Below are 18,293 nucleotides of genomic sequence, written 5' to 3'. Positions count from 1 at the left end.
CCGTTGAAATCGACGAAATATCAGCGAATTGAAAACATTGGTACGCCTTGTGCAAACGTTTGCGTAACGTCAATCTCAAGGTTTTCGTAACAAAACCGTACAAGCCCACGGAACACGGGCCTCGATCCGCAAAAAAGGACTTTGAATGCACACCGCATCCCCCTTTCGCGCACCGTTTGCGCGCACGTTTGCTGTTTCTTTGCTGCTTACTGGCGTTACCGGACTTCTCAGCGCCAGCGCTTTCGCTCAGCCCGCGCTGCCGGAAGAATCCGCCCAGGGCGAAGCCCTCAGCCCGGAAGCCAGCCCGCCGAAAAAAGGCGCCTACCTGTCGGACTGGTACAACCAGGACCTGATGCTGATCGGCAGCAAAGACATCAGTTTCGGCCCGCAACCGGCCGACGATATCTACTTGGAGTACGAGTATTTCGGCCGCAAGGGCCCGTTCGAGCTGTACGGCTACATCGACGTGCCGAAGATCTTCAACATCGGCAACAGCCACGACAAAGGTGTGTGGGATCACGGCTCGCCAGTGTTCATGGAGCACGAACCGCGCATCTCCATCGACTACCTCGCCGGCCGCAGCCTGGCCATCGGCCCGTTCAAGGAATGGTACGTCGCGTTCGACTGGATCTACGACCACGGCAGCCGTAAAGAGAATCGCGCCAACACGCTGTACAGCGGTTTCGGCACCGACATCGACACCCACTCGCGGGTCAATCTGTCGGCCAACCTCTACGGTCGCTACCAGTGGGAAAACTACGGCGCGAGCAATGAATATTCGTGGGACGGCTACCGCGCGCAGCTCAAGTACATCGTGCCCATCGACAAATTCAGCAACGGCGCCTCGCTGACCTACATCGGTTTTACCAACTTCGATTTCGGTTCCGACATCCACAAAGACAACCCCGCTCGCACCGCCAACGCGACGGTGGCGACCAACGTGTTGCTCTACTCCTTCACCCATCTGCGCTTCACGCTGGTGGGGCGTTATTTCCACAACGGCGGCAACTGGGAGGACGGCAGCGAGCTGAATTTTGGCGACGGTAATTTCCGCGCGCGTTCCAATGGCTGGGGTTACTACGCCGGCGTCGGTTATCAGTTCTGATTTTCAAGGAGGTTTCATGCAAGCAATGATGCGTTTGACACTGGCCGCTGCGGCCCTGCTCTCTTCCACCGCTTGGGCGGTCGAGGCGCCGATCCAACCGAAAGTCGTGCTGATCACCATGTTCGCCCCCGAGGCACAGCACTGGATCGATCGCCTGGAACTGAAACAGGAAATCCGCGTGCCGGGCCTGTCCGCCGAGTACCCGAGCATCCGCTGCAATACGCAGCAGGTGTGCCTGTTGACCACCGGCATGGGCCAGACCAACGCTGCCGCCTCGACCCTGGCGTTGGCGCTGTCGCCGAAATTCGACCTGCGTAAAAGCTATTTCCTCATCGCTGGGATCGCCGGGATCAGCCCAAAACACGGGACCATTGGCACCGCGGCATGGGCGCACTATCTGGTGGAGTTCGGCACGCAATGGGAGATCGATTCGCGCGATGCTCCGTCAAACTGGCCGACCGGTTATCTGGGTATCAACACAAAAGGCCCGAACGAAAAACCGCCGCTGGACTACAAGACCGAAGTCTTCGAGCTGAACGCGAAACTGCAGGACAAAGCCTTCGCCCTGAGCCACAAGGTTGAACTGAGCGAGAGCAAGGAATCGGCAGCGTGGCGCCGGAAATATCCGTCGGCCCCAGCCAATCAGCCACCGGTGGTCACTCGCTGCGACACGTTGGCCGGCAACACCTGGTTTTCCGGCACGCGCTTGAGCGAACGGGCCGAGGTCTGGACCAAACTGCTCACGGATAACAAGGGCGAATACTGCACGACGCAGCAGGAAGACAACTCCACCTATGAAGCTTTATTGCGGGCCAGTCGCGAAGGTCTGGTCGATGTTCAACGCCTGGCCGTGGTGCGCGCCGGCTCTGACTTCGATCGCCCTGAGCCGGGCGGCAGTGAAGTGGACAACCTGCTGAAATACGCCGATCAGGGTGGTTTTGCCCCGGCGCTGGAAAACCTCTATCGCGCCGGCCATCCGCTGGTGCAGGACATCCTCACGCATTGGACAGCCTGGGAAAACGGCGTCCCGCCATCCTGAGCCCAACACAAATCAACTGTAGGAGTGAGCCTGCTCGCGATAGCGGTGTGTCTATTAACGAATACTTCGTCTGACACACCGCTATCGCGAGCAGGCTCACTCCTACAGGGGGTTGGCGGGGGGTCAGGGAATCAGGATGACTTTGTCACCGCTACCCTGATTCACATCCGCATAACGCTGAAGACCGTCGGCCAATGGCGACTCGACCAAGCCCTGCGGCAACGGCAACGCGCCTTCGTCGAAGAGTCGGCCAAACTGGCCCAACATCGCCGCACAGGCTTCAACGCCGTACAGCAACGTATTGACGCCCACCACCGAACCGCCCTTGCGGTACAACGCCAGTGCCGGCAATTGCACATGGCCGTCTACCGGTGCGGCGATGATCGCGATTCGACCAAAGATTGCCAGTGCCGCCACCGACGCCGGCAGCCAGAAACCGGTGGTGTCGAAGATCACTTCAGCGCCCCCCTGATACACCGCGTTGACCTGCGCGCCGAGGTCTTCAGGTTTATCCAGCTGAATCGTCTGGTAACCCTGCGCCTGCAAATCCTTGACCTGCTCTGGACGCCGCGCCGCCGCCAGGATCTGCGCGCCGCGCACTTTGGCCAAGGCCAATGCCGCCGTGGCCACCGCACCGCCGCCGATCACCAGCAGGCGCGTGTCGGCTTTTACCAGACTGCGTTCCAGCGCATCCCACGCCGTGGTGTACGGCACGCCGAGACTGGCGGCCTGGCTGAAACTCAGACGCGATGGTTTGAGGGCGACACCGTTGGCCGGCAGTTTGACGAATTGCGCGTGGGAGCCGTCGGCGAAAAAACCCAGCTCGCGGCCGGTGCCCCAGACTTCCTGACCGATCAATGCTGGCGGGCCTTCAACCACCACACCGGCGAAATCGCGACCGGGTATGCGCGGCAGCGTGGTGTAGGGGAAACGGCCGAGGACGTTTTTCACATCGCTGGGATTGAGACCAGCGGCCTTGATCTGTACCAGCACCTCGTCAGCGCCGGGGGTTGGGGTCGGAACGTCGACGAAACGCAGGGAAGACAGGTCGCCGGTTTTATCGAATTGCAGTGCTTTCATGGATTGATCCACCGAAGAGAAAGGAAACTCAGGACAACCAGCCGGCGACCAGTTGCCGGCCCATCGGCCACAACTGCTCACCGGCCAGCATGCCGAGCAGACCGACCAGCGCGATGGCCGGCGGTGCGGGAGAACGGAAATCCAGCGCGCCGTACAGCAGGCCAACGCCCAGACCAATGGCCAGCGAAATCAGGTAGTTCATGGGGGAGGAACTCCGCCGATTGCAAGGAATGGGCAGAGTCTAGGGAATCGAGTGCGAAGGCATCGGCCAACGACTTCTGAATTTCGGCCAACCCTGCCGAAACCACCACAAAACCCTGTGGGAGCTGGCTTGCCAGCGATGGCACCAGTAAATCCAGCATCATTTTTGCAGACACACCGCCATCGCTGGCAAGCCAGCTCCCACAGGGTTTGTGCCGGTTCAGGAGGTAACGTTGTTACAGAGTGAATTGTGAGGGGGCGACGCCCAGTTCGCGGCGAAACATGTCGCTGAAGCTGCTGGGCGAGTAGCCGAGTTCGCGGGCGATCACGCTCACCGCCACGCCCTGAATCAACTCCGCCACCGCCGTCGCCAGTTGCACCTGTCGGCGCCACTCGGCGAAGCCCATGCCGAGACTGTCCTTGAACAGCCGCGCCAGGGTGCGCACGCTGGCCCCGGCATTTTCCGCGTGTTGCTCGAAAGGAATGTCCAGTGAGGGCGCCGCCATCACCGCTTGGCACACGTTCATCAGACGCCGATCGGAATCGTCCGGCAGCGGGATTTTCAACTGCGAACGGCGGGCGCGTTGCAGCTCCAGCAACGCCAGCCCGACCAGCGCCTCGTAGTACGCCGGGTCTCCGCTGTCGCCCTGCTCCACCAGCCCGACAATCAACTCGCGCAGCAACCCACCGACCTCGATCACCTGCACGGTCTGATCCAGTGTCGCCGCCAGCGCCGGGCGCAAGTAGATATTGCGCATCTGCAGATCCGACACCACGCGGATCCCGTGCGGCACACCGGGCGGCAACCACACCGCCCGCTGCGGCGGCACCACCAGCGCTTCATGCGGCGTCTCGACCCACATCACCCCGCTCATCGCGTACAGCAACTGCCCCCAGACATGCGCATGCGGCTCGATAAACAACCCACGCGGATACGTCCGCGCCACACGTTGCACGGGCACATCGGTGTCACTGAGATCGGGGGGCGCGGCGAGGGCCATGGCGAGTATTCATTGGGGTTGGTGGAGGCGCCATGGTAACCAGTGCACCGATGCGTCGCCAATGACAGATACCGTCGGACAATCCGAGTGAATTTTCCCGGTGCGCCGCGATCCTTCTATTACCACAGGGAGGAATACGGGCTTTATGAACAACGCAAAACTCTATGTCATCGAATACACCCTTCACGGCACGCCCAAGTCGTTCATTATCCGCTCGGACAAAATGGACAACGCCGAGGCTTGGCACTGGGCAAGCTGCGACGCCGGCGTCGGGCGAATCCCGCGCTTTGGCCGTGAAAAGGTGCAGAAAACCAGCAAACCGATGGCGGAAAAATTCGGCGTGGAAAACGTCGTCTGGCGACCGACCAGCTAAGCTCAGCCTGGCGGTCGGCATCATTCGGGGGAATGCACAATGAGCAACATCAGCAGCGAGGCGCACCTGGACTATGGCTTGGACACGCTCTTTGGGCGCATTACCAAAAGTGTGGATTGTCGCGTGGGCCTGGAAGCGGTCGAGGATGATCCGTTCCGCTTCGCGCTGAGGGTACCAGCGCCGTTACCCGACGACCTCGACCAGGCGAAAACCGTGGTGGTCAGGGTCGAAGGTCGACGGCTGCAAGGGACGGTGCGTCATACCGAGCGCATGGATGATGCGAGTTTGAAACTGGAAGTGGAGCCTGATTAGGCTCCACTTTTTTTGCGCCGGGTTTATTTCGGATGTGCGCAATGGCAGCCCTTGCTTGAGCACTCCTCGCCACTCTTGTGGTGGTGAGCGCAGGCTTCGCAGCAGTAGTGTTTGCCGTGCACGGCGTAGGAATGATCGCCTTCTTTGATGGTGCAGTTGCAGCCGGGGCAATCGCATTTTTTATCGGGCATGGAACAGACTCCTTGTGTGGTGGTTGTCTGAGGCTTGGAGGGCAAGCCGTGATACCCAGTGTAGGAGCTGCCGAAGGCTGCGATCTTTTGATCCGGATTTTTTATTGGGGTTTGGGGGACATATCCGTTGCTGCGGATATGGCTTCCTAGGGTTTCGCTCTTATCAGCGAGCCCCTTTTTCAAACGCCGGAATGCCGGCCTGGCGAAAATTCAAAAATCAGAGCCAGATCAAAAGATCGCAGCCTTCGGCAGCTCCTACGGGGGATTGCATCGAAGATTGGCAGGCTGCCAGCAAGCGAAGCCGATAAACCATGTAGGAGCTGCCGCAGGCTGCGATCTTTTGATCTTGCTCTTAAAAGATAAAGTCAAAAGATCGCAGCCTTCGGCAGCTCCTACAGGGGATGATGGTACGGCTGGGAGAGGTGGGTCGGCTGTCAGGCCGCCTTCGCGAGCAAGCTTTGCTCCTACGAAGAACAACAGCTGAACGCGCACCGCTTGCCCCCCAAAAAACCCGAATCAATCCCCCGTACGCACACTGCTCCGATACATAAACACCAAAGCCAACCCCAAACACCCCATCGCCAAAACCCGGCTACCGGACAAATCGATCGCCGGGTTGCCAAACCAGCCAAAATTATCGATCAACATCCCCATCCCCAACTGCCCGACAATCACCGCCACGGTCGCCACCGCCGTACCGACCCGAGGCACAGCGCCGACCATGACAATCATGTATATCACGCCAAACAGCGCCCCACTGAGCTGCCACTTCGGCACATCAAGCAAACTCACCGAATGCGCCGGTTCGAAAAACACAATCAGCAATCCGGTCACCAGCGCACCCACGGCGAACGTCAGCAAACTGCTGCGCAACACGCCGACAGTTTCCCCCAAGCGCCCATTGATCGCTGCCTGAACACTCAGCACCGCACCTGCCGCAACCACCACGGCCAACAAAATAATCAGACTCATCATCAACCCCGAGCAATCAAAACAAGTGCCGCCACAATCAGCAACAACGCCAGCCAACGTTCACCGTTGACCTTCTTGCGCGCCGTCCCGAACCAGCCGAAATGGTCGATCAACACACTCTTGCCGACTTGCCCGGAGAGGATCGCGATCATCGTCATGGCGATGCCGATGTGCGGCGTGGCCAGGGTCAGTACCACCACGTAGATCGGCCCGAGAATGCCCCCGATCAACTGCCAGCGCGGCAAGGTGTTCAGCGCCGGGCCCTTCTGCGGGCCGGCAAACAACAGCAGCAAAAACAGAATCGCCGAGCCCACGCCAAAGATGCTCAACGTCGCCCACAGATGCCCGACCTGCGCGCCCAATGGCCCGAGCAACCCGGCCTCTACCGACAACCCCATGCCCGCCATTATCACCAGCGGCAGCAATAACCAGCGCAGCCCCGGTTTGGCCACCGGTGCCGCCACATTCACTTCATCCAACGTTTGCATAAACACAATCCAGCCCAGTCAACGATGGCGCGGATTATCGGCTGGCGCCGCTGTGCGATAAATGGGAGCATCCGGACAACACTTTTGCGCATAACGCACAGCAGGACAGATCATGCACGGGCTCAGCGAACTCGGATTCAAGGCACTGCGGCTGTTTGTGGCCGTGCTCGACCATGGCAGTTTTTCCGAAGTGGCCCGCCGCGAGGGCGTGGCGCCCTCTTCGATCTCTCGGCAAATCCAGTTGATGGAGCAGGCGCTGAACCAGCAATTGCTCTACCGCCACACCCGCGCCGTCACGCCGACCGAAGCCGGGCGCATGCTCGGCTACCACGCGCAATTGTTGCTGGTGCAACTGGAAGAAGCTGAACAAGCCTTGCAGGAACAGCAAAGCGAACCCACCGGCCTGGTGCGCATCAACGCACCGGTGGTCTTCGGTCAGCGGCATCTGACGCCGTGGCTGGGGCAGTTGTGCGCGCGCTATCCGAAGCTGCAACTGGATATCCAGCAGACCGACCACTACGTCGACCCGCTGCAGGAAGGCGCGGATTTGCTGTTTCGCATCGGCCCGCTGCACGACTCGAGCATGCAGGCACGGATTCTCGCGCCGCACCGCTTTCAGGTCGCCGCCAGCCCGGCGTATCTCAAGCGTCACGGCACACCGCAACAGCCTGAAGACCTCGCGCAGCATCAATGCCTGGCCTACAAAGGCGCGGCCGGTCTGCAACGCTGGTTTTTCCGCCGCGAGGGTGAAGACTGGACACCGTATTCGGTGAAAGGCCCGATCACCGGCAACCATGCCGACACCCTCACGCAAGCCGCCGAACAAGGTTTGGGCCTGGTGATGTTTCCGTCGTGGCTGATTGGCGAAGCGGTGCGCGAAGGCACGTTGGTGCCGGTGCTGGGGGAGTATCAGGTGTCGAACAGCCTGGAACCGCAGCAGATCGCGGTGCTGTGGCCGGGCAGCCGCCGGCTGTCAGTGAAGGTGCGCACGGTCATCGACTTCTTCATGGAATGCTTCGGCGAAATCCCCTACTGGGACAGACCATGATGTCCCATGTAGGAGCTGCCGCAGGCTGCGATCTTTTGATCAGGTTTTTAACAATCAAGATCAAAAGATCGCAGCCTGCGGCAGCTCCTACATTGGATAGTGAGGGGAGTCAGATACGGAACTGGCCCACGAGTTTGCCCAGGCGCTGGCCAAGTTCGGCCAGGCTGCGTGAGGTCTGCGCGCCGAGTTGCGTCTCATCGGCGACGTTGTCCACCGCCACCGCAATCTGATGCACGCTGCGGTTGATCTCCTCCGCCACCGCCGTCTGCTCTTCCGCCGCACTGGCGATCTGCGCGTTCATCGAGTTGATCGTCGCAATCAGCGACGCCATTGCATCCAGCGACGCGCCAGCCTGATTGGCCTGTTGCGAGGTGCCGTCACCGGCCTCGCTGGAGCGGCGCATCGCCTCGACCGCCTGCTGCGTACCCGCCTGCAAGCGGTCGATCATGCCCTGAATTTCCTGGGTGCTGATCTGCGTGCGACTGGCCAGCGCCCGCACCTCGTCCGCCACCACGGCAAAGCCGCGCCCGGCCTCGCCAGCGCGCGCCGCTTCGATCGCCGCGTTCAGCGCCAGCAGGTTGGTCTGCTCGGCAATCGAACGGATCACCCCGAGCACGCCGACAATCGAGGTCACGTCCTGCTGCAGGCTGTCGAGGGAGACACCGCTGCTGCGGATGTCATCGACCAACGCATGAATCTGTTTGATGCTGCCCGCCACCACACGCTTGGCGCTCTGGCCTTCTTCGTCGGTCTGCTGGGCGGCGACGGCGGCGTTCTGCGCGCTCTTGGCCACTTCCTGCGCGGCGGCAGACATCTCGTTGATGGCGGTGGCAACCTGATCGGTCTCGTGACGCTGCCGCTCCATCGCCTGATCGGAACGCTGCGCCTGATCGGACACCTGCGTCACCAGCCCGGTGAGTTGCGTGGTCATCTCGGTGATCTGCCGCACCAGGCCGTGGATTTTATCGACGAAGCGGTTGAACGAGCCGGCCAGTTCACCGAGTTCGTCCTCGCTGGTGATGTTCAGGCGGCGGGTCAGATCGCCCTCGCCCGCCGCGATGTCGTCGAGGTTGGCTTTCATCAGGGTCAGCGGACGCAGAATGGTATTGGCCAGCAGCATGCCCGCCGCCGCGATCACCAACAGCACCACCAGCGCCACGCCGACGATGCTCAGCACCACGCCTTGCATGCGTTCCTGCACCTGCGCTTCAACCTGCGCCACTTGCGCTTCGATGCCGTCGAGATTGACCGAGGTACCGACGGCCATGTCCCACTTCGCCAGGTATTCGGTGTAACCGAGTTTCGGCACCAGCACTTGCGCATTGCCCGGCAGCGGCGAGCTGTATTGCAGATAGTGAGTGCCGTCCTTCGCGACCTTCACCAGGCCCTGGTTGACGTAAACACCGTTCGGGTCGCGATTGTCCTTGAAGCTTTTGCCCACGCCTTCCGGGTCGTTGGCCTTGAACAGGCGCACGGTCTCGGAGTCGTAGCCGAAGAAGTAGCCGTCCTTGCCGTAGCGGATGCCCGAGAGCAATTTGATTGCCTGCGCCCGCGCCGCTTCATCGCCCGGGGCGGCCGCGTCGTAGAGCGGTTTGATCGTAGTCATGGCCACGGCCACGTAACTTTGCAGGGTCGCTTTGGCGTCGCCGAGCAGGCGTTCGCGGGTCTGTTCGACCTCTTTGTGCGCTTGTTCCTGGAGGATGAACAGCGTGGTCAGGCTGATGACCAGCGCAAAGAGCAATACCGGAAGAACGGCGAGGGACAGGACTTTAGCCTTGAGGCTCAGGCGCATTGTGGGGGCTCACTCTTTTGGTTTTATTGGCGTGGTTAAAGGCTTTAACGGCACGCCAGAGCAAAAGTTGAACCCGCAAAAAAAGATCGCAGCCTTCGGCAGCTCCTACAGAGATTGATGTAGGAGCTGCCGAAGGCTGCGATCTTTTGATCTTCAGAGGCTAAATTACAACACCATCGCGGCCACCCAGCCGAACGCCAGCAGCGGCAAATTGTAATGCAGGAACGTCGGCACCACGGTGTCCCAGATGTGGTGATGCTGACCGTCGACGTTCAAGCCAGAGGTTGGCCCCAGCGTCGAATCCGAAGCCGGCGAACCGGTATCGCCCAACGCCCCGGCAGTGCCGACGATGCACACGATCGCCATCGGGCTGAAGCCCAACTGCACGCACAACGGCACGAAAATCGCCGCCAGAATCGGCACGGTCGAGAACGACGAACCGATACCGATGGTCACCATCAAACCCACCAGCAACATCAACAACGCGCCGATGGCCTGACTGTGATCGATCCACGCCGCTGCGCTTTCGACCAGGGTGCGCACTTCGCCGGTGGCCTTGAGCACTTCGGCAAACCCCGAGGCCGAGATCATGATGAAGCCGATCATCGCCATCATCTTCATGCCTTCGGTGAACAGGTCGTCGGTTTCACGCCACTTCACGATGCCCGACGCCGAAAAGATCAGAAAACCGGCCAGCGCGCCGATAATCATCGAGTCCAGCAACAGTTGAATGATGAACGCAGCCGCAATCGCCAGACCGGCAATGCCAATGGTTTTCGGGTTGTAGGCCACGCTGACCTGCTCGACCTGTTCAATCTTCTCCAGATCGTAAACGCGCTTTTTGCGGTAGCTGAAAAACACCGCCACCAACAGACCGAAGACCATGCCCAGCGCCGGAATCGCCATGGCGTTCATGACATTGATCTGGCTGATGTCGACGCCGGCCTTGCTGACGTTGGCCAGCAGAATCTGGTTAAGGAAGATGTTGCCGAAGCCGACCGGGAACACCATGTACGGGGTGATCAGACCGAAGGTCATGACGCAGGCGATCAGGCGGCGGTCGAGTTGCAGCTTGGTCAGCACATATAGAAGTGGCGGCACCAGCAGCGGAATGAACGCGATGTGGATCGGCAGAATGTTCTGCGAAGCGATCGCCACCACCCACAGCAAGCCAATCAGCAGCCATTTGACGCTGCCGCCGCCGCTCGAATGCTGGCGATCGACCATCGCCAGAGCCTTGTCGGCCAGCGCATGGGCCAGGCCGGACTTGGCAATCGCCACGGCGAAAGCGCCGAGCAGCGCGTAGGACAACGCCACCGTCGCCCCGCCACCAAGACCGCTGTTGAACGCCTTGAGCGTGGCATCGATGCCCAGACCACCGGTCAGGCCACCGACCAGCGCGCCGACGATCAAGGCGATCACCACATGCACCCGGGACAGGCTGAGCACCAGCATGACGCCGACCGCGGCTATGACTGCATTCATTTCACTACCTCAAAAAACACTGCGGTGGAAAACACACCGCCAGACAGGATGAGTCCGCCAACGGGTTACCGGCGGATTTGCAAAGAGGGTCTTATTAGAAGGGCGCGCACTGTGCCGCAGAGTGGCGGCGGTGTCAAAACAACTGCTGGCTGCACAATGGCTGAAATCCTCCTGTGATGAAGGTATTTCCTGTGGCGAGGGGATTTATCCCCGATCGGCTGCGCAGCAGTCGCAAAACCTGCGGATTCAATTTACCTGACGCAATGCAGGGGGCGGCTTCGCCACCCATCGGGGATAAATCCCCTCACCACAGGTTTTGTGCTCAACCCAAACAGGGGGCCAGCCTTGGCATGCGGCAATTGGTCATATTGTGTTTCAGGGATAAAGAAAGCCGATTTTCGGCCGTTACAGTGCAAAGTCTCAGATATTTATCGAATAAGGACGTCTCCATGTCGCTCAGACAACTTTCCATCCAATGGAAAATCACCCTGCTCGCCGGCCTCTGCCTGGCCGGTATCGTGACCCTGTTGGTGGGTCTTTCGCTGTATCGCATGGAGCACAGTTCCGAACTGGTGAAAGCCTCCAGCATGGAGATGCTCACCGAGTCCGCTCAGGCGCGCATCGAGTCGCAAGGCGAAGTGCAAGCCGCCGGCATTCGTCAACAGTTCATGGACGCTTATCAGTACGGCCACGGCTTCTCGCGGCAGGTGCTGTTCCTGCGCGAACAGGCAGAGAAGCGCTTCCTCGATGCCTTCGACCTGCGCGAAGACATGACCCGTCAGGTCAAATCCGCGCTGCAAGCCAACCCTGACCTGCTCGGCCTGTCGCTGGTGTTCGAAGCCAATGCGTTGGACGGCAAGGACGAACTGTTCGCCGGCCAGGCTGAGCTGGGCAGCAACGACAAGGGCCGTTTCGCCTTGTACTGGTCGCAACCGACCCCGGGCAAAGTCACCTCGATGGCCCTGCCGGAAAGCGACATGGCCGACACCAGCACCGGCCCCAGCGGCCAGGCCGCGAATGCCTGGTTCACCTGCCCGCGCACCACGCTCAAACCGTGTGTGATCGAACCGTACTTCTATGTGATCGACGGCCACAACGTGCTGATGACCAGCATCGTTTTCCCGCTGACGGTCAACGGCAAAGTCATCGCCTCGCTGTCGGTCGACATCAACCTCAACAGCCTGCAAGCGATCAGTCAGGGCGCGAGCAAGAAGCTCTATGACGGCCAGACCGCCGTGAGCATCATCAGCCCGACCGGTCTGCTCGCCGGGTACAGCCCGGACGCCGGCAAACTCAGCCAGCGTCTGGACGCCGTGGACAAAACCAGCGGCAGCGAACTGCTGCGCATGCTCGCGGCCAGCAGCAGCGTCAGCAGCCTGCACAGCAATGGCCAGCTGAAAGTGCTGTCGCCGTTCCAGCCGATTCCCGGCGGCCCGTCGTGGGCCGTGTTGCTCGATGTGCCGGAAAAAGTCCTGGTCAGCCGCGCCGAAGCGCTCAAGCAACAGCTGGACGCAAGCAACAATTCGGGCACGCTGATCGAGCTGAGCCTCGGCGTGCTGGCCGCGTTGATCGGCCTGCTGCTGGTATGGCTGATGGCGCGCAGCGTGACCAAGCCGATCCTCGGCGTGGCGCACATGCTTGAAGACATCGCCAGCGGCGAAGGTGATCTGACGCGCCGTCTGGCCTACGACAAGCAGGACGAACTCGGCCAGTTGGCCGGTTGGTTCAACCGTTTCCTCGACAAGTTGCAGCCGATCATCGCCGACGTGAAGCGCTCGGTGCAGGACGCACGCAACACCGCCGACCAGTCCTCGGCCATCGCCACCCAGACCAGCGCCGGCATGGAGCAGCAATACCGTCAGGTCGATCAGGTCGCCACCGCCTCCCACGAAATGAGCGCGACCGCGCAAGACGTCGCGCGCAGTGCCGCACAAGCTGCCGAAGCCGCCAAGGATGCCGATCGCGCCACCCGCCAGGGCCTGACCGTGATCGACCGCACCACCGCGAGCATCGACACCCTCGCCGCTGACATGAGTGCAGCCATGGTGCAAGTCGAAGGTCTGGCCGCCAACAGCGAGAAAATCGGCACGGTGCTGGAAACCATCCGCGCCATCGCCGAACAGACCAACCTGCTGGCGCTCAACGCCGCGATCGAAGCGGCCCGTGCCGGTGAGGCCGGCCGCGGTTTCGCGGTGGTCGCCGACGAGGTCCGCAACCTCGCCCGCCGCACGCAGGAGTCGGTGGAAGAAACCCGTCAGGTCATCGAACAATTGCAGAGCGGCACGCAGGATGTGGTCGGCTCGATGAACAACAGCCATCGTCAGGCACAGGGCAGTGTCGAGCAGGTAGGCCAGGCAGTGACCGCGCTGCGTCAGATCGGCGAGGCAGTGACGGTGATCAGCGACATGAACCTGCAGATTGCCAGCGCGGCGGAAGAGCAGAGCGCGGTGGCTGAAGAGATCAACAACAACGTGGCGACGATTCGCGACGTGACGGAGTCGTTGTCCGGGCAGGCAAATGAGTCGGCGCGGGTGAGCCAGTCGCTCAACAGCCTGGCGAATCAGCAGCAGAGCTTGATGGACCAGTTCCGCGTCTGACCCACACGACAGGTAGGAGCTGTCGAGTGCAACGAGGCTGCGATCTTTTGACCCTGCTTTAAAGATCAAAAGATCGCAGCCTGCGGCAGCTCCTACAGGGTGATGCGGGGGATCAGCGGCGCGGCAGTTCGATGAGGACTTTCAAGCCGCCCCACTCACTCTCGCCCAACACCAGCAACCCGCCCCACGTGTCGACGATGTCGCGCACAATCCCCAGCCCCAGGCCATGTCCGTGGGTCTGTTCATCCAGCCGCGTGCCACGACTGAACACCTGCGCGCGCTGTGCTTCGGGGATCCCCGGGCCGTCATCTTCCACGCTCAGGGCAAAACCATCCGTACGCTCGATCACACTCAAGCGCACCTCGGCATCCGCCCATTTGCAGGCGTTGTCCAAAAGGTTGCCGAGCAGTTCGAGCAAATCCTCACGGTCCCACGGCAACTGCAGCCCGGCTGGCGCAACGTAGCTTAACGCCAGGTGCTCACCGTGAATCATGTTCAGCGTCGCCAGCAGCCCGGGCAATTCCGCATCACAATCAAACAGCGCGCCCGGCAGCGCATCACCGGACAACCGTGCGCGATTGAGTTCGCGATTAAGCCGCTGCTGCACCTGCTCCAGTTGCTCCTTGAGGATCTTGCGCAGCTCGGGATGGCCATCGAGTTTCTCACTCGACGCCAGGCTCAACAGTACCGCCAGCGGCGTTTTCAACGCATGCCCGAGGTTGCCCAAGGCATTGCGTGAACGCTTGAGGCTGTCTTCGGTGTGGGCAAGCAAATGGTTGATCTGCGCCACCAGTGGTTCCAGCTCCACCGGCACCTGATCATCGAGTTGCGAGCGCTGACCCTGCTGCAATTGCGCGATCTGCTCGCGCGCCTTTTCCAGGGGTTTCAACGCGCGGCGCACGGTCAGCCGCTGCAAGAACAGAATCAGCAGCAATGCCGCCAGACCCAAGCCGAGGCCAATCTGACGCATGCGCTGAAAGCTCTGGCGCACCGGCGTGTAATCCTGCGCGACGCTGATCGAGATCGACTGTCCCAGACGCCGATAATCCGAACGCAGCACCAACAGTTGCTGACCGTCCGGGCCCAGTTGCAGGTTGCTGTGCAGACCGGACTGCTCCAGCAGCGGCAGATCCTGATCCCACAGCGAGCGCGAACGCCAGTGGCTGTCGGCAAAATCGATGCGGAAATAATGCCCGGAAAACGGCCGTTGATAGGCCGGCGACAGGTGCCGCTCATCCAGCTGCAAGCCTTGCGGGCCGCGCACCAGTGCCACCAGCAGGCTTTCGCTGTCGTTGCGCAGGCCGGCTTCGAGGTAACGCTGCAAACCCACTTCGAACAACCACAAACTGGTTTGCGCGACGACCAGACCGACGATCACCATCACGCTGATCAACCCCAGGCTCAAGCGGCGCTGGATCGACCTCACGAAGCCTGCCCGCCGAACAGGTAACCCTGGCCGCGACGGGTTTCGATCACACTTTTGCCCAGCTTGCGGCGCAGGTGATTGACATGGACTTCGAGGACGTTGGAATCACGCTCGGTTTCACCGTCGTAGAGGTGTTCGGCGAGGTGGCTTTTCGAGAGGATCTGCTCTGGGTGCAGCATGAAATAGCGCAGCAGACGGAATTCGGCGGCGGTCAGTTGAATGTCGGCACCGTCACGCACTACGCACTGGCGGCCCTCATCCAGATGCAGGCCGGCGGCCTTGAGCGTCGGCTGATTGGCCTGGCCCTTGGAGCGACGCAGCAGCGACTGAATCCGCAAGTACAGCTCTTCGGGGTGAAACGGTTTGGTCAGGTAATCGTCGGCGCCGGCCTTCAACCCCTCGATGCGCTCGGCCCAGGAATCACGCGCCGTGAGGATCAGCACCGGAATCGCCAGACCGCCGGCACGCCATTGCGCGAGCACCTCAAGCCCCGGCACGCCGGGCAGACCGAGGTCGAGAATGATCAAGTCATAGGGCTCGCTGCTGCCCTGATACACCGCATCGCGGCCGTCCGCCAGCCAATCGACCGCATAGCCCTGGCGTTGCAGGCCGGCGAGTAGCTCGTCAGCCAGCGGTACGTGGTCTTCCACCAATAGCAAACGCATCGATCAATCTTCCTTGTCTTTCACAAGTTCGCCGGTGTCGGCCTTCAGGTGCAACTCGCGGGCCACGCCTTCGGCGGTCAGCAACTCGACTTCGTAAATGTAGACGTCGTGCTTTTCTTCCAGCTCGACCTCCAGCAGTTTCGCGCCGGGGTAACGGTCCATCGCCTGTTGCAGCACTTGCTCCAGCGGCAGAATCACGCCCTGCTTGCGCAGATTGAGGGCTTCGTCCGGACCGAGGTCGCGGGCCATCGCCGTCGAGCAAAACATCACCAGCGCCAACGCCGTGCGGCGCGTGGCGCAAACATTAACCTTCATTACGTATCCTGATGATCCTTGAGAACCTGCCCAGTCACCGCGTCTAATTCCAGATCCCACTCGAGACCCTGCGGATCACGCATTTCGACCTGATAGATGTACTTGCCGTACTGCTCTTCCAGCTCGGTGTCGGTGATCGTCGAGCCCGGATGTTTGGCCAGCGCCGTGGCGTTGAGCTTCTCGAAGGAGACGATAGTACCAGCGTCACGCAGACGCAGGGCTTCATCGGGGCCCAGATCGCGGGCGTGGGCGAGGCTGGCGGTGAAGCCGATGAACGCGGCAATGGACAGGGCAGTCAGGGTTTTCATGGTGTCTCCGTATTTTTTATGTGTTGCATACGGCGGGCACCTTAGCGATTTCAACTTAACTGAAACTGAATTGCCATCATTGCCCCATCCCAACACATCACCCCCTGTAGGAGCTGCCGCAGGCTGCGATCTTTTGATTTGGTCTTTTACTAAAAGCAAGATCAAAAGATCGCAGCCTGCGGCAGCTCCTACAGGAATTTGTGACATGTGCTTATAATTGTTTGCTTGCTAACGATCGAGATCGGTATGACCGCCATCCACATCAAATTCCCCGCCCTCACCCTTAAAGCCGGCCCTCGCGCCATGGCGCGGATTCGCGCGCAAGGCCTGAACGCCGCTGACGTCGGCACCCTGCCCGGCGCCGCGGGTGGGCCGAAGGCGTTGGGGATTCAGGGGCTGGATCTGGCGCTGTTCGGTGAATGGCTGCCGAGTGCGCCGCGCGAGCGATCGCTGATCGGCGCCTCGGTCGGTTCCTGGCGCTTCGCCAGCGCTTGCCTGCCGGACGCCGCCGAAGGCATCCGCCGTCTCGGACATCTGTACGCCGAGCAGAACTTCAACAAAGGCGTGACCATGGCCGAGATCAGTCAGAGCTCGCAGCGCATGCTCAATGACCTGCTCGATGGCCGCGACGCGAGCATCCTCGACAACGCGCATTACCGCTTGAACATCATGGTGGTGAAAAGTCAGGGGCGCCTGGCTGATGACCATCGCGGTCGCCTCGGCTTGGCGCTGGGTTCGGTGATCGCCGACAACCTGCGGGGCCGCGCGCGGCTGTCGCGGCATTTCGAACGGCTGATCATCCACGATCCGCGTCTGGCGCCACCGGTGAATGCGCTGAACGACTTCCCCTCGCGCTTCGTCGCCCTGAATGCCGGCAACCTGCGTCAGGCGCTGCTGGCCTCGGGCTCGATCCCGATGGTCATGGAAGGCGTGCGCGACTTGCCGGGCGCCGGTGCCGGCACCTTCCGCGATGGCGGTCTGCTCGACTATCACCTCGACCTGCCCTACAGCGGCGACGGCATCGTGCTCTATCCGCATTTCACCGACCGGGTGATTCCGGGCTGGTTCGACAAGACCCTGCCGTGGCGCAAGGCTTCGGTGCAGCGCTTGCAGGACGTACTGTTGCTTGCGCCGTCGAAGGAATATCTGGCGCGCCTGCCTTACGGCAAACTCCCCGATCGTAATGACTTCAAACGCTTCATGGGCGATGCGCCGAGCCGACAGAAATACTGGCATGCGGCGATGGACGAAAGCCGCCGCCTGGGTGATGAGTTCCTCGAACTGGCTGCCAATGGTCGCCTCGCCGAGCGCTTGCTGACCCTTTAGTCAGCACGCCCAAACACAAGCTGGTAAACTCGCCGCCTGCCCGAATCGCTGCGGCGAACACCATCTGAACAGAGCCGAAAATACCGTGGAAATCTTCAAGGAATTTACTTTCGAATCCGCCCACCGCCTGCCGCACGTCCCGGACGGCCACAAGTGCGGACGTCTGCACGGTCACTCGTTCAAAGTGGCGCTTCACCTGAGCGGCGACCTCGATCCGCACACCGGCTGGATCCGCGATTTCTCCGAGATCAAGGCGATCTTCAAGCCGCTGTACGAGCGTCTGGATCACAACTACCTGAACGACATTCCCGGTCTGGAAAACCCGACCAGCGAAGTCCTGGCCAAATTCATCTGGAATGAAATGAAGCCATTGCTGCCGGAACTGAGCGCGATCCGTATCCACGAGACCTGCACCAGCGGTTGCATCTATCGCGGCGAGTAAAATGCAAAAGGGTCGTGAGCTGCATTGCTCACGACCCTTTTTTTATCCGCTGTCCCGTCCTGAATAAGGTTTACACCTTCTGACCCATTCTCAGGAGGACGTAATGAACACGGGAAAAAGGCGCAGT

19 protein-coding genes and 3 pseudogenes are annotated in these 18,293 nt (G+C 60.9%); 9 read left to right on the top strand and 13 right to left on the bottom strand.

Translation table 11 applies throughout. The features are described 5' to 3' along the window. The first annotated feature begins 145 nt into the window (after positions 1–145). Positions 146–1,105 carry a nucleoside-specific channel-forming protein Tsx gene (locus ACQ4MY_RS12635; protein WP_008081480.1) on the top strand — a complete coding sequence of 320 codons (960 nt, stop codon included), beginning with the start codon at positions 146–148 and terminating at the stop codon, positions 1,103–1,105. A gap of 16 nt (positions 1,106–1,121) precedes the next feature. After that, complete coding sequence (locus tag ACQ4MY_RS12630; protein ID WP_440095330.1) at positions 1,122–2,144, top strand: purine-nucleoside phosphorylase; 1,023 nt, start codon at positions 1,122–1,124, stop codon at positions 2,142–2,144. 123 nt (positions 2,145–2,267) lie between these two features. On the opposite strand, the gene ACQ4MY_RS12625 is transcribed toward ACQ4MY_RS12630, so the two are convergent. From ACQ4MY_RS12625 to ACQ4MY_RS12615, 3 genes are all read right to left on the bottom strand, one after another. Continuing rightward, positions 2,268–3,224: a quinone oxidoreductase family protein gene (locus tag ACQ4MY_RS12625; protein WP_440095329.1), complete on the bottom strand. Its 957-nt coding sequence runs from the start codon at positions 3,222–3,224 to the stop codon at positions 2,268–2,270. Between the two features lie 28 nt (positions 3,225–3,252). Next, complete coding sequence (locus ACQ4MY_RS12620; RefSeq protein ID WP_007969534.1) at positions 3,253–3,426, bottom strand: DUF1427 family protein; 174 nt, start codon at positions 3,424–3,426, stop codon at positions 3,253–3,255. 235 nt (positions 3,427–3,661) lie between these two features. Continuing rightward, complete coding sequence (locus ACQ4MY_RS12615) at positions 3,662–4,426, bottom strand: AraC family transcriptional regulator (RefSeq protein ID WP_440095327.1); 765 nt, start codon at positions 4,424–4,426, stop codon at positions 3,662–3,664. Positions 4,427–4,571: 145 nt separating this feature from the next. Between ACQ4MY_RS12615 and ACQ4MY_RS12610 the strand changes: the two genes are divergently transcribed. Continuing rightward, positions 4,572–4,799: a DUF6555 family protein gene (locus tag ACQ4MY_RS12610; protein WP_008081484.1), complete on the top strand. Its 228-nt coding sequence runs from the start codon at positions 4,572–4,574 to the stop codon at positions 4,797–4,799. Positions 4,800–4,838: 39 nt separating this feature from the next. Next, positions 4,839–5,111 (top strand): hypothetical protein, encoded by a 273-nt coding sequence (locus ACQ4MY_RS12605; RefSeq protein WP_440095326.1) that lies wholly within the window; start codon positions 4,839–4,841, stop codon positions 5,109–5,111. Positions 5,112–5,134: 23 nt separating this feature from the next. Here ACQ4MY_RS12605 and ACQ4MY_RS12600 read toward each other — a convergent pair whose 3' ends face one another. The 3 genes from ACQ4MY_RS12600 to ACQ4MY_RS12590 form a co-directional block, all read right to left on the bottom strand. Further along, the gene (locus ACQ4MY_RS12600) at positions 5,135–5,302 is read right to left on the bottom strand and encodes a metallothionein (RefSeq protein WP_008081486.1); all 168 of its coding nucleotides are present in this window, start codon (positions 5,300–5,302) and stop codon (positions 5,135–5,137) included. A gap of 516 nt (positions 5,303–5,818) precedes the next feature. Next, on the bottom strand, positions 5,819–6,277 hold the full coding sequence (locus tag ACQ4MY_RS12595; protein ID WP_008081487.1) for a DMT family transporter: 459 nt from the start codon (positions 6,275–6,277) through the stop codon (positions 5,819–5,821). Further along, complete coding sequence (locus ACQ4MY_RS12590; protein ID WP_440095325.1) at positions 6,277–6,762, bottom strand: DMT family transporter; 486 nt, start codon at positions 6,760–6,762, stop codon at positions 6,277–6,279. Before ACQ4MY_RS12590 ends, ACQ4MY_RS12595 begins: the two co-directional genes overlap by 1 nt. A 112-nt stretch (positions 6,763–6,874) precedes the next feature. Between ACQ4MY_RS12590 and ACQ4MY_RS12585 the strand changes: the two genes are divergently transcribed. After that, positions 6,875–7,810, top strand: a complete 936-nt coding sequence (locus ACQ4MY_RS12585) for a LysR family transcriptional regulator (protein ID WP_440095324.1) — start codon at positions 6,875–6,877, stop codon at positions 7,808–7,810. A gap of 109 nt (positions 7,811–7,919) precedes the next feature. Here the strand turns inward: ACQ4MY_RS12585 and ACQ4MY_RS12580 are convergent. From ACQ4MY_RS12580 to ACQ4MY_RS12570, 3 genes and pseudogenes are all read right to left on the bottom strand, one after another. Then, positions 7,920–8,513, bottom strand: a pseudogene (locus ACQ4MY_RS12580) (methyl-accepting chemotaxis protein); the annotation flags it as partial. A gap of 312 nt (positions 8,514–8,825) precedes the next feature. Then, positions 8,826–9,602: pseudogene (locus ACQ4MY_RS12575) on the bottom strand (cache domain-containing protein); the annotation flags it as partial. Between the two features lie 165 nt (positions 9,603–9,767). Continuing rightward, positions 9,768–11,087, bottom strand: a complete 1,320-nt coding sequence (locus tag ACQ4MY_RS12570; RefSeq protein ID WP_440095323.1) for a Na+/H+ antiporter family protein — start codon at positions 11,085–11,087, stop codon at positions 9,768–9,770. Positions 11,088–11,263: 176 nt separating this feature from the next. Between ACQ4MY_RS12570 and ACQ4MY_RS12565 the strand changes: the two are divergent. Together ACQ4MY_RS12565 and ACQ4MY_RS12560 are read left to right on the top strand one after the other, a co-directional pair. Beyond that, positions 11,264–12,826, top strand: a pseudogene (locus ACQ4MY_RS12565) (HAMP domain-containing protein); the annotation flags it as partial. Between the two features lie 102 nt (positions 12,827–12,928). Continuing rightward, a complete protein-coding gene (locus ACQ4MY_RS12560) occupies positions 12,929–13,684 on the top strand; it encodes a methyl-accepting chemotaxis protein (RefSeq protein WP_440095591.1) in 756 nt (251 codons plus the stop codon). Positions 13,685–13,796: 112 nt separating this feature from the next. Here the strand turns inward: ACQ4MY_RS12560 and ACQ4MY_RS12555 are convergent, their stop codons facing one another. From ACQ4MY_RS12555 to ACQ4MY_RS12540, 4 genes are read right to left on the bottom strand one after another with little or no spacing between them, the layout of a single operon-like run. Then, positions 13,797–15,110 carry a sensor histidine kinase gene (locus ACQ4MY_RS12555; protein WP_440095322.1) on the bottom strand — a complete coding sequence of 438 codons (1,314 nt, stop codon included), beginning with the start codon at positions 15,108–15,110 and terminating at the stop codon, positions 13,797–13,799. Next, positions 15,107–15,775 carry a response regulator transcription factor gene (locus tag ACQ4MY_RS12550; protein ID WP_008081496.1) on the bottom strand — a complete coding sequence of 223 codons (669 nt, stop codon included), beginning with the start codon at positions 15,773–15,775 and terminating at the stop codon, positions 15,107–15,109. Before ACQ4MY_RS12550 ends, ACQ4MY_RS12555 begins: the two co-directional genes overlap by 4 nt. Before the next feature lie 3 nt (positions 15,776–15,778). Continuing rightward, positions 15,779–16,090, bottom strand: coding sequence for a PepSY domain-containing protein (locus ACQ4MY_RS12545; protein WP_008081498.1), 312 nt, complete (start codon positions 16,088–16,090; stop codon positions 15,779–15,781). Then, positions 16,090–16,398 (bottom strand): PepSY domain-containing protein, encoded by a 309-nt coding sequence (locus tag ACQ4MY_RS12540; protein ID WP_008081499.1) that lies wholly within the window; start codon positions 16,396–16,398, stop codon positions 16,090–16,092. Before ACQ4MY_RS12540 ends, ACQ4MY_RS12545 begins: the two co-directional genes overlap by 1 nt. Positions 16,399–16,644: 246 nt before the next feature. Between ACQ4MY_RS12540 and ACQ4MY_RS12535 the strand changes: the two genes are divergently transcribed. Both ACQ4MY_RS12535 and queD read left to right on the top strand, forming a co-directional pair. Beyond that, on the top strand, positions 16,645–17,724 hold the full coding sequence (locus ACQ4MY_RS12535) for a patatin-like phospholipase family protein (protein WP_008088948.1): 1,080 nt from the start codon (positions 16,645–16,647) through the stop codon (positions 17,722–17,724). An 85-nt stretch (positions 17,725–17,809) separates the two neighbouring features. After that, on the top strand, positions 17,810–18,166 hold the full coding sequence (gene queD / locus ACQ4MY_RS12530) for a 6-carboxytetrahydropterin synthase QueD (protein ID WP_007915588.1): 357 nt from the start codon (positions 17,810–17,812) through the stop codon (positions 18,164–18,166). Positions 18,167–18,293 lie beyond the last annotated feature (127 nt).

It is taken from the genome of Pseudomonas sp. SM4 (genome assembly GCF_051913165.1).
Lineage (GTDB): Bacteria > Pseudomonadota > Gammaproteobacteria > Pseudomonadales > Pseudomonadaceae > Aquipseudomonas.
This window is presented reverse-complemented; position numbering and strand designations above follow the sequence as displayed.

Excerpts from the sequence above, each read along its gene's own strand:
- ACQ4MY_RS12540 (WP_008081499.1), bottom strand. The coding sequence starts at position 16,398 with ATGAAAACCCTGACTGCCCTGTCCATTGCCGCGTTCATCGGCTTCACC.
- ACQ4MY_RS12590 (WP_440095325.1), bottom strand. The coding sequence starts at position 6,762 with ATGCAAACGTTGGATGAAGTGAATGTGGCGGCACCGGTGGCCAAACCG.
- ACQ4MY_RS12585 (WP_440095324.1), top strand. The coding sequence starts at position 6,875 with ATGCACGGGCTCAGCGAACTCGGATTCAAGGCACTGCGGCTGTTTGTG.
- ACQ4MY_RS12595 (WP_008081487.1), bottom strand. The coding sequence starts at position 6,277 with ATGATGAGTCTGATTATTTTGTTGGCCGTGGTGGTTGCGGCAGGTGCG.
- ACQ4MY_RS12560 (WP_440095591.1), top strand. The coding sequence starts at position 12,929 with ATGGAGCAGCAATACCGTCAGGTCGATCAGGTCGCCACCGCCTCCCAC.
- ACQ4MY_RS12605 (WP_440095326.1), top strand. The coding sequence starts at position 4,839 with ATGAGCAACATCAGCAGCGAGGCGCACCTGGACTATGGCTTGGACACG.
- ACQ4MY_RS12535 (WP_008088948.1), top strand. The coding sequence starts at position 16,645 with ATGACCGCCATCCACATCAAATTCCCCGCCCTCACCCTTAAAGCCGGC.
- ACQ4MY_RS12635 (WP_008081480.1), top strand. The coding sequence starts at position 146 with ATGCACACCGCATCCCCCTTTCGCGCACCGTTTGCGCGCACGTTTGCT.
- ACQ4MY_RS12630 (WP_440095330.1), top strand. The coding sequence starts at position 1,122 with ATGCAAGCAATGATGCGTTTGACACTGGCCGCTGCGGCCCTGCTCTCT.
- ACQ4MY_RS12570 (WP_440095323.1), bottom strand. The coding sequence starts at position 11,087 with ATGAATGCAGTCATAGCCGCGGTCGGCGTCATGCTGGTGCTCAGCCTG.
- ACQ4MY_RS12625 (WP_440095329.1), bottom strand. The coding sequence starts at position 3,224 with ATGAAAGCACTGCAATTCGATAAAACCGGCGACCTGTCTTCCCTGCGT.
- ACQ4MY_RS12600 (WP_008081486.1), bottom strand. The coding sequence starts at position 5,302 with ATGCCCGATAAAAAATGCGATTGCCCCGGCTGCAACTGCACCATCAAA.
- ACQ4MY_RS12610 (WP_008081484.1), top strand. The coding sequence starts at position 4,572 with ATGAACAACGCAAAACTCTATGTCATCGAATACACCCTTCACGGCACG.
- ACQ4MY_RS12620 (WP_007969534.1), bottom strand. The coding sequence starts at position 3,426 with ATGAACTACCTGATTTCGCTGGCCATTGGTCTGGGCGTTGGCCTGCTG.
- ACQ4MY_RS12615 (WP_440095327.1), bottom strand. The coding sequence starts at position 4,426 with ATGGCCCTCGCCGCGCCCCCCGATCTCAGTGACACCGATGTGCCCGTG.
- ACQ4MY_RS12545 (WP_008081498.1), bottom strand. The coding sequence starts at position 16,090 with ATGAAGGTTAATGTTTGCGCCACGCGCCGCACGGCGTTGGCGCTGGTG.
- ACQ4MY_RS12550 (WP_008081496.1), bottom strand. The coding sequence starts at position 15,775 with ATGCGTTTGCTATTGGTGGAAGACCACGTACCGCTGGCTGACGAGCTA.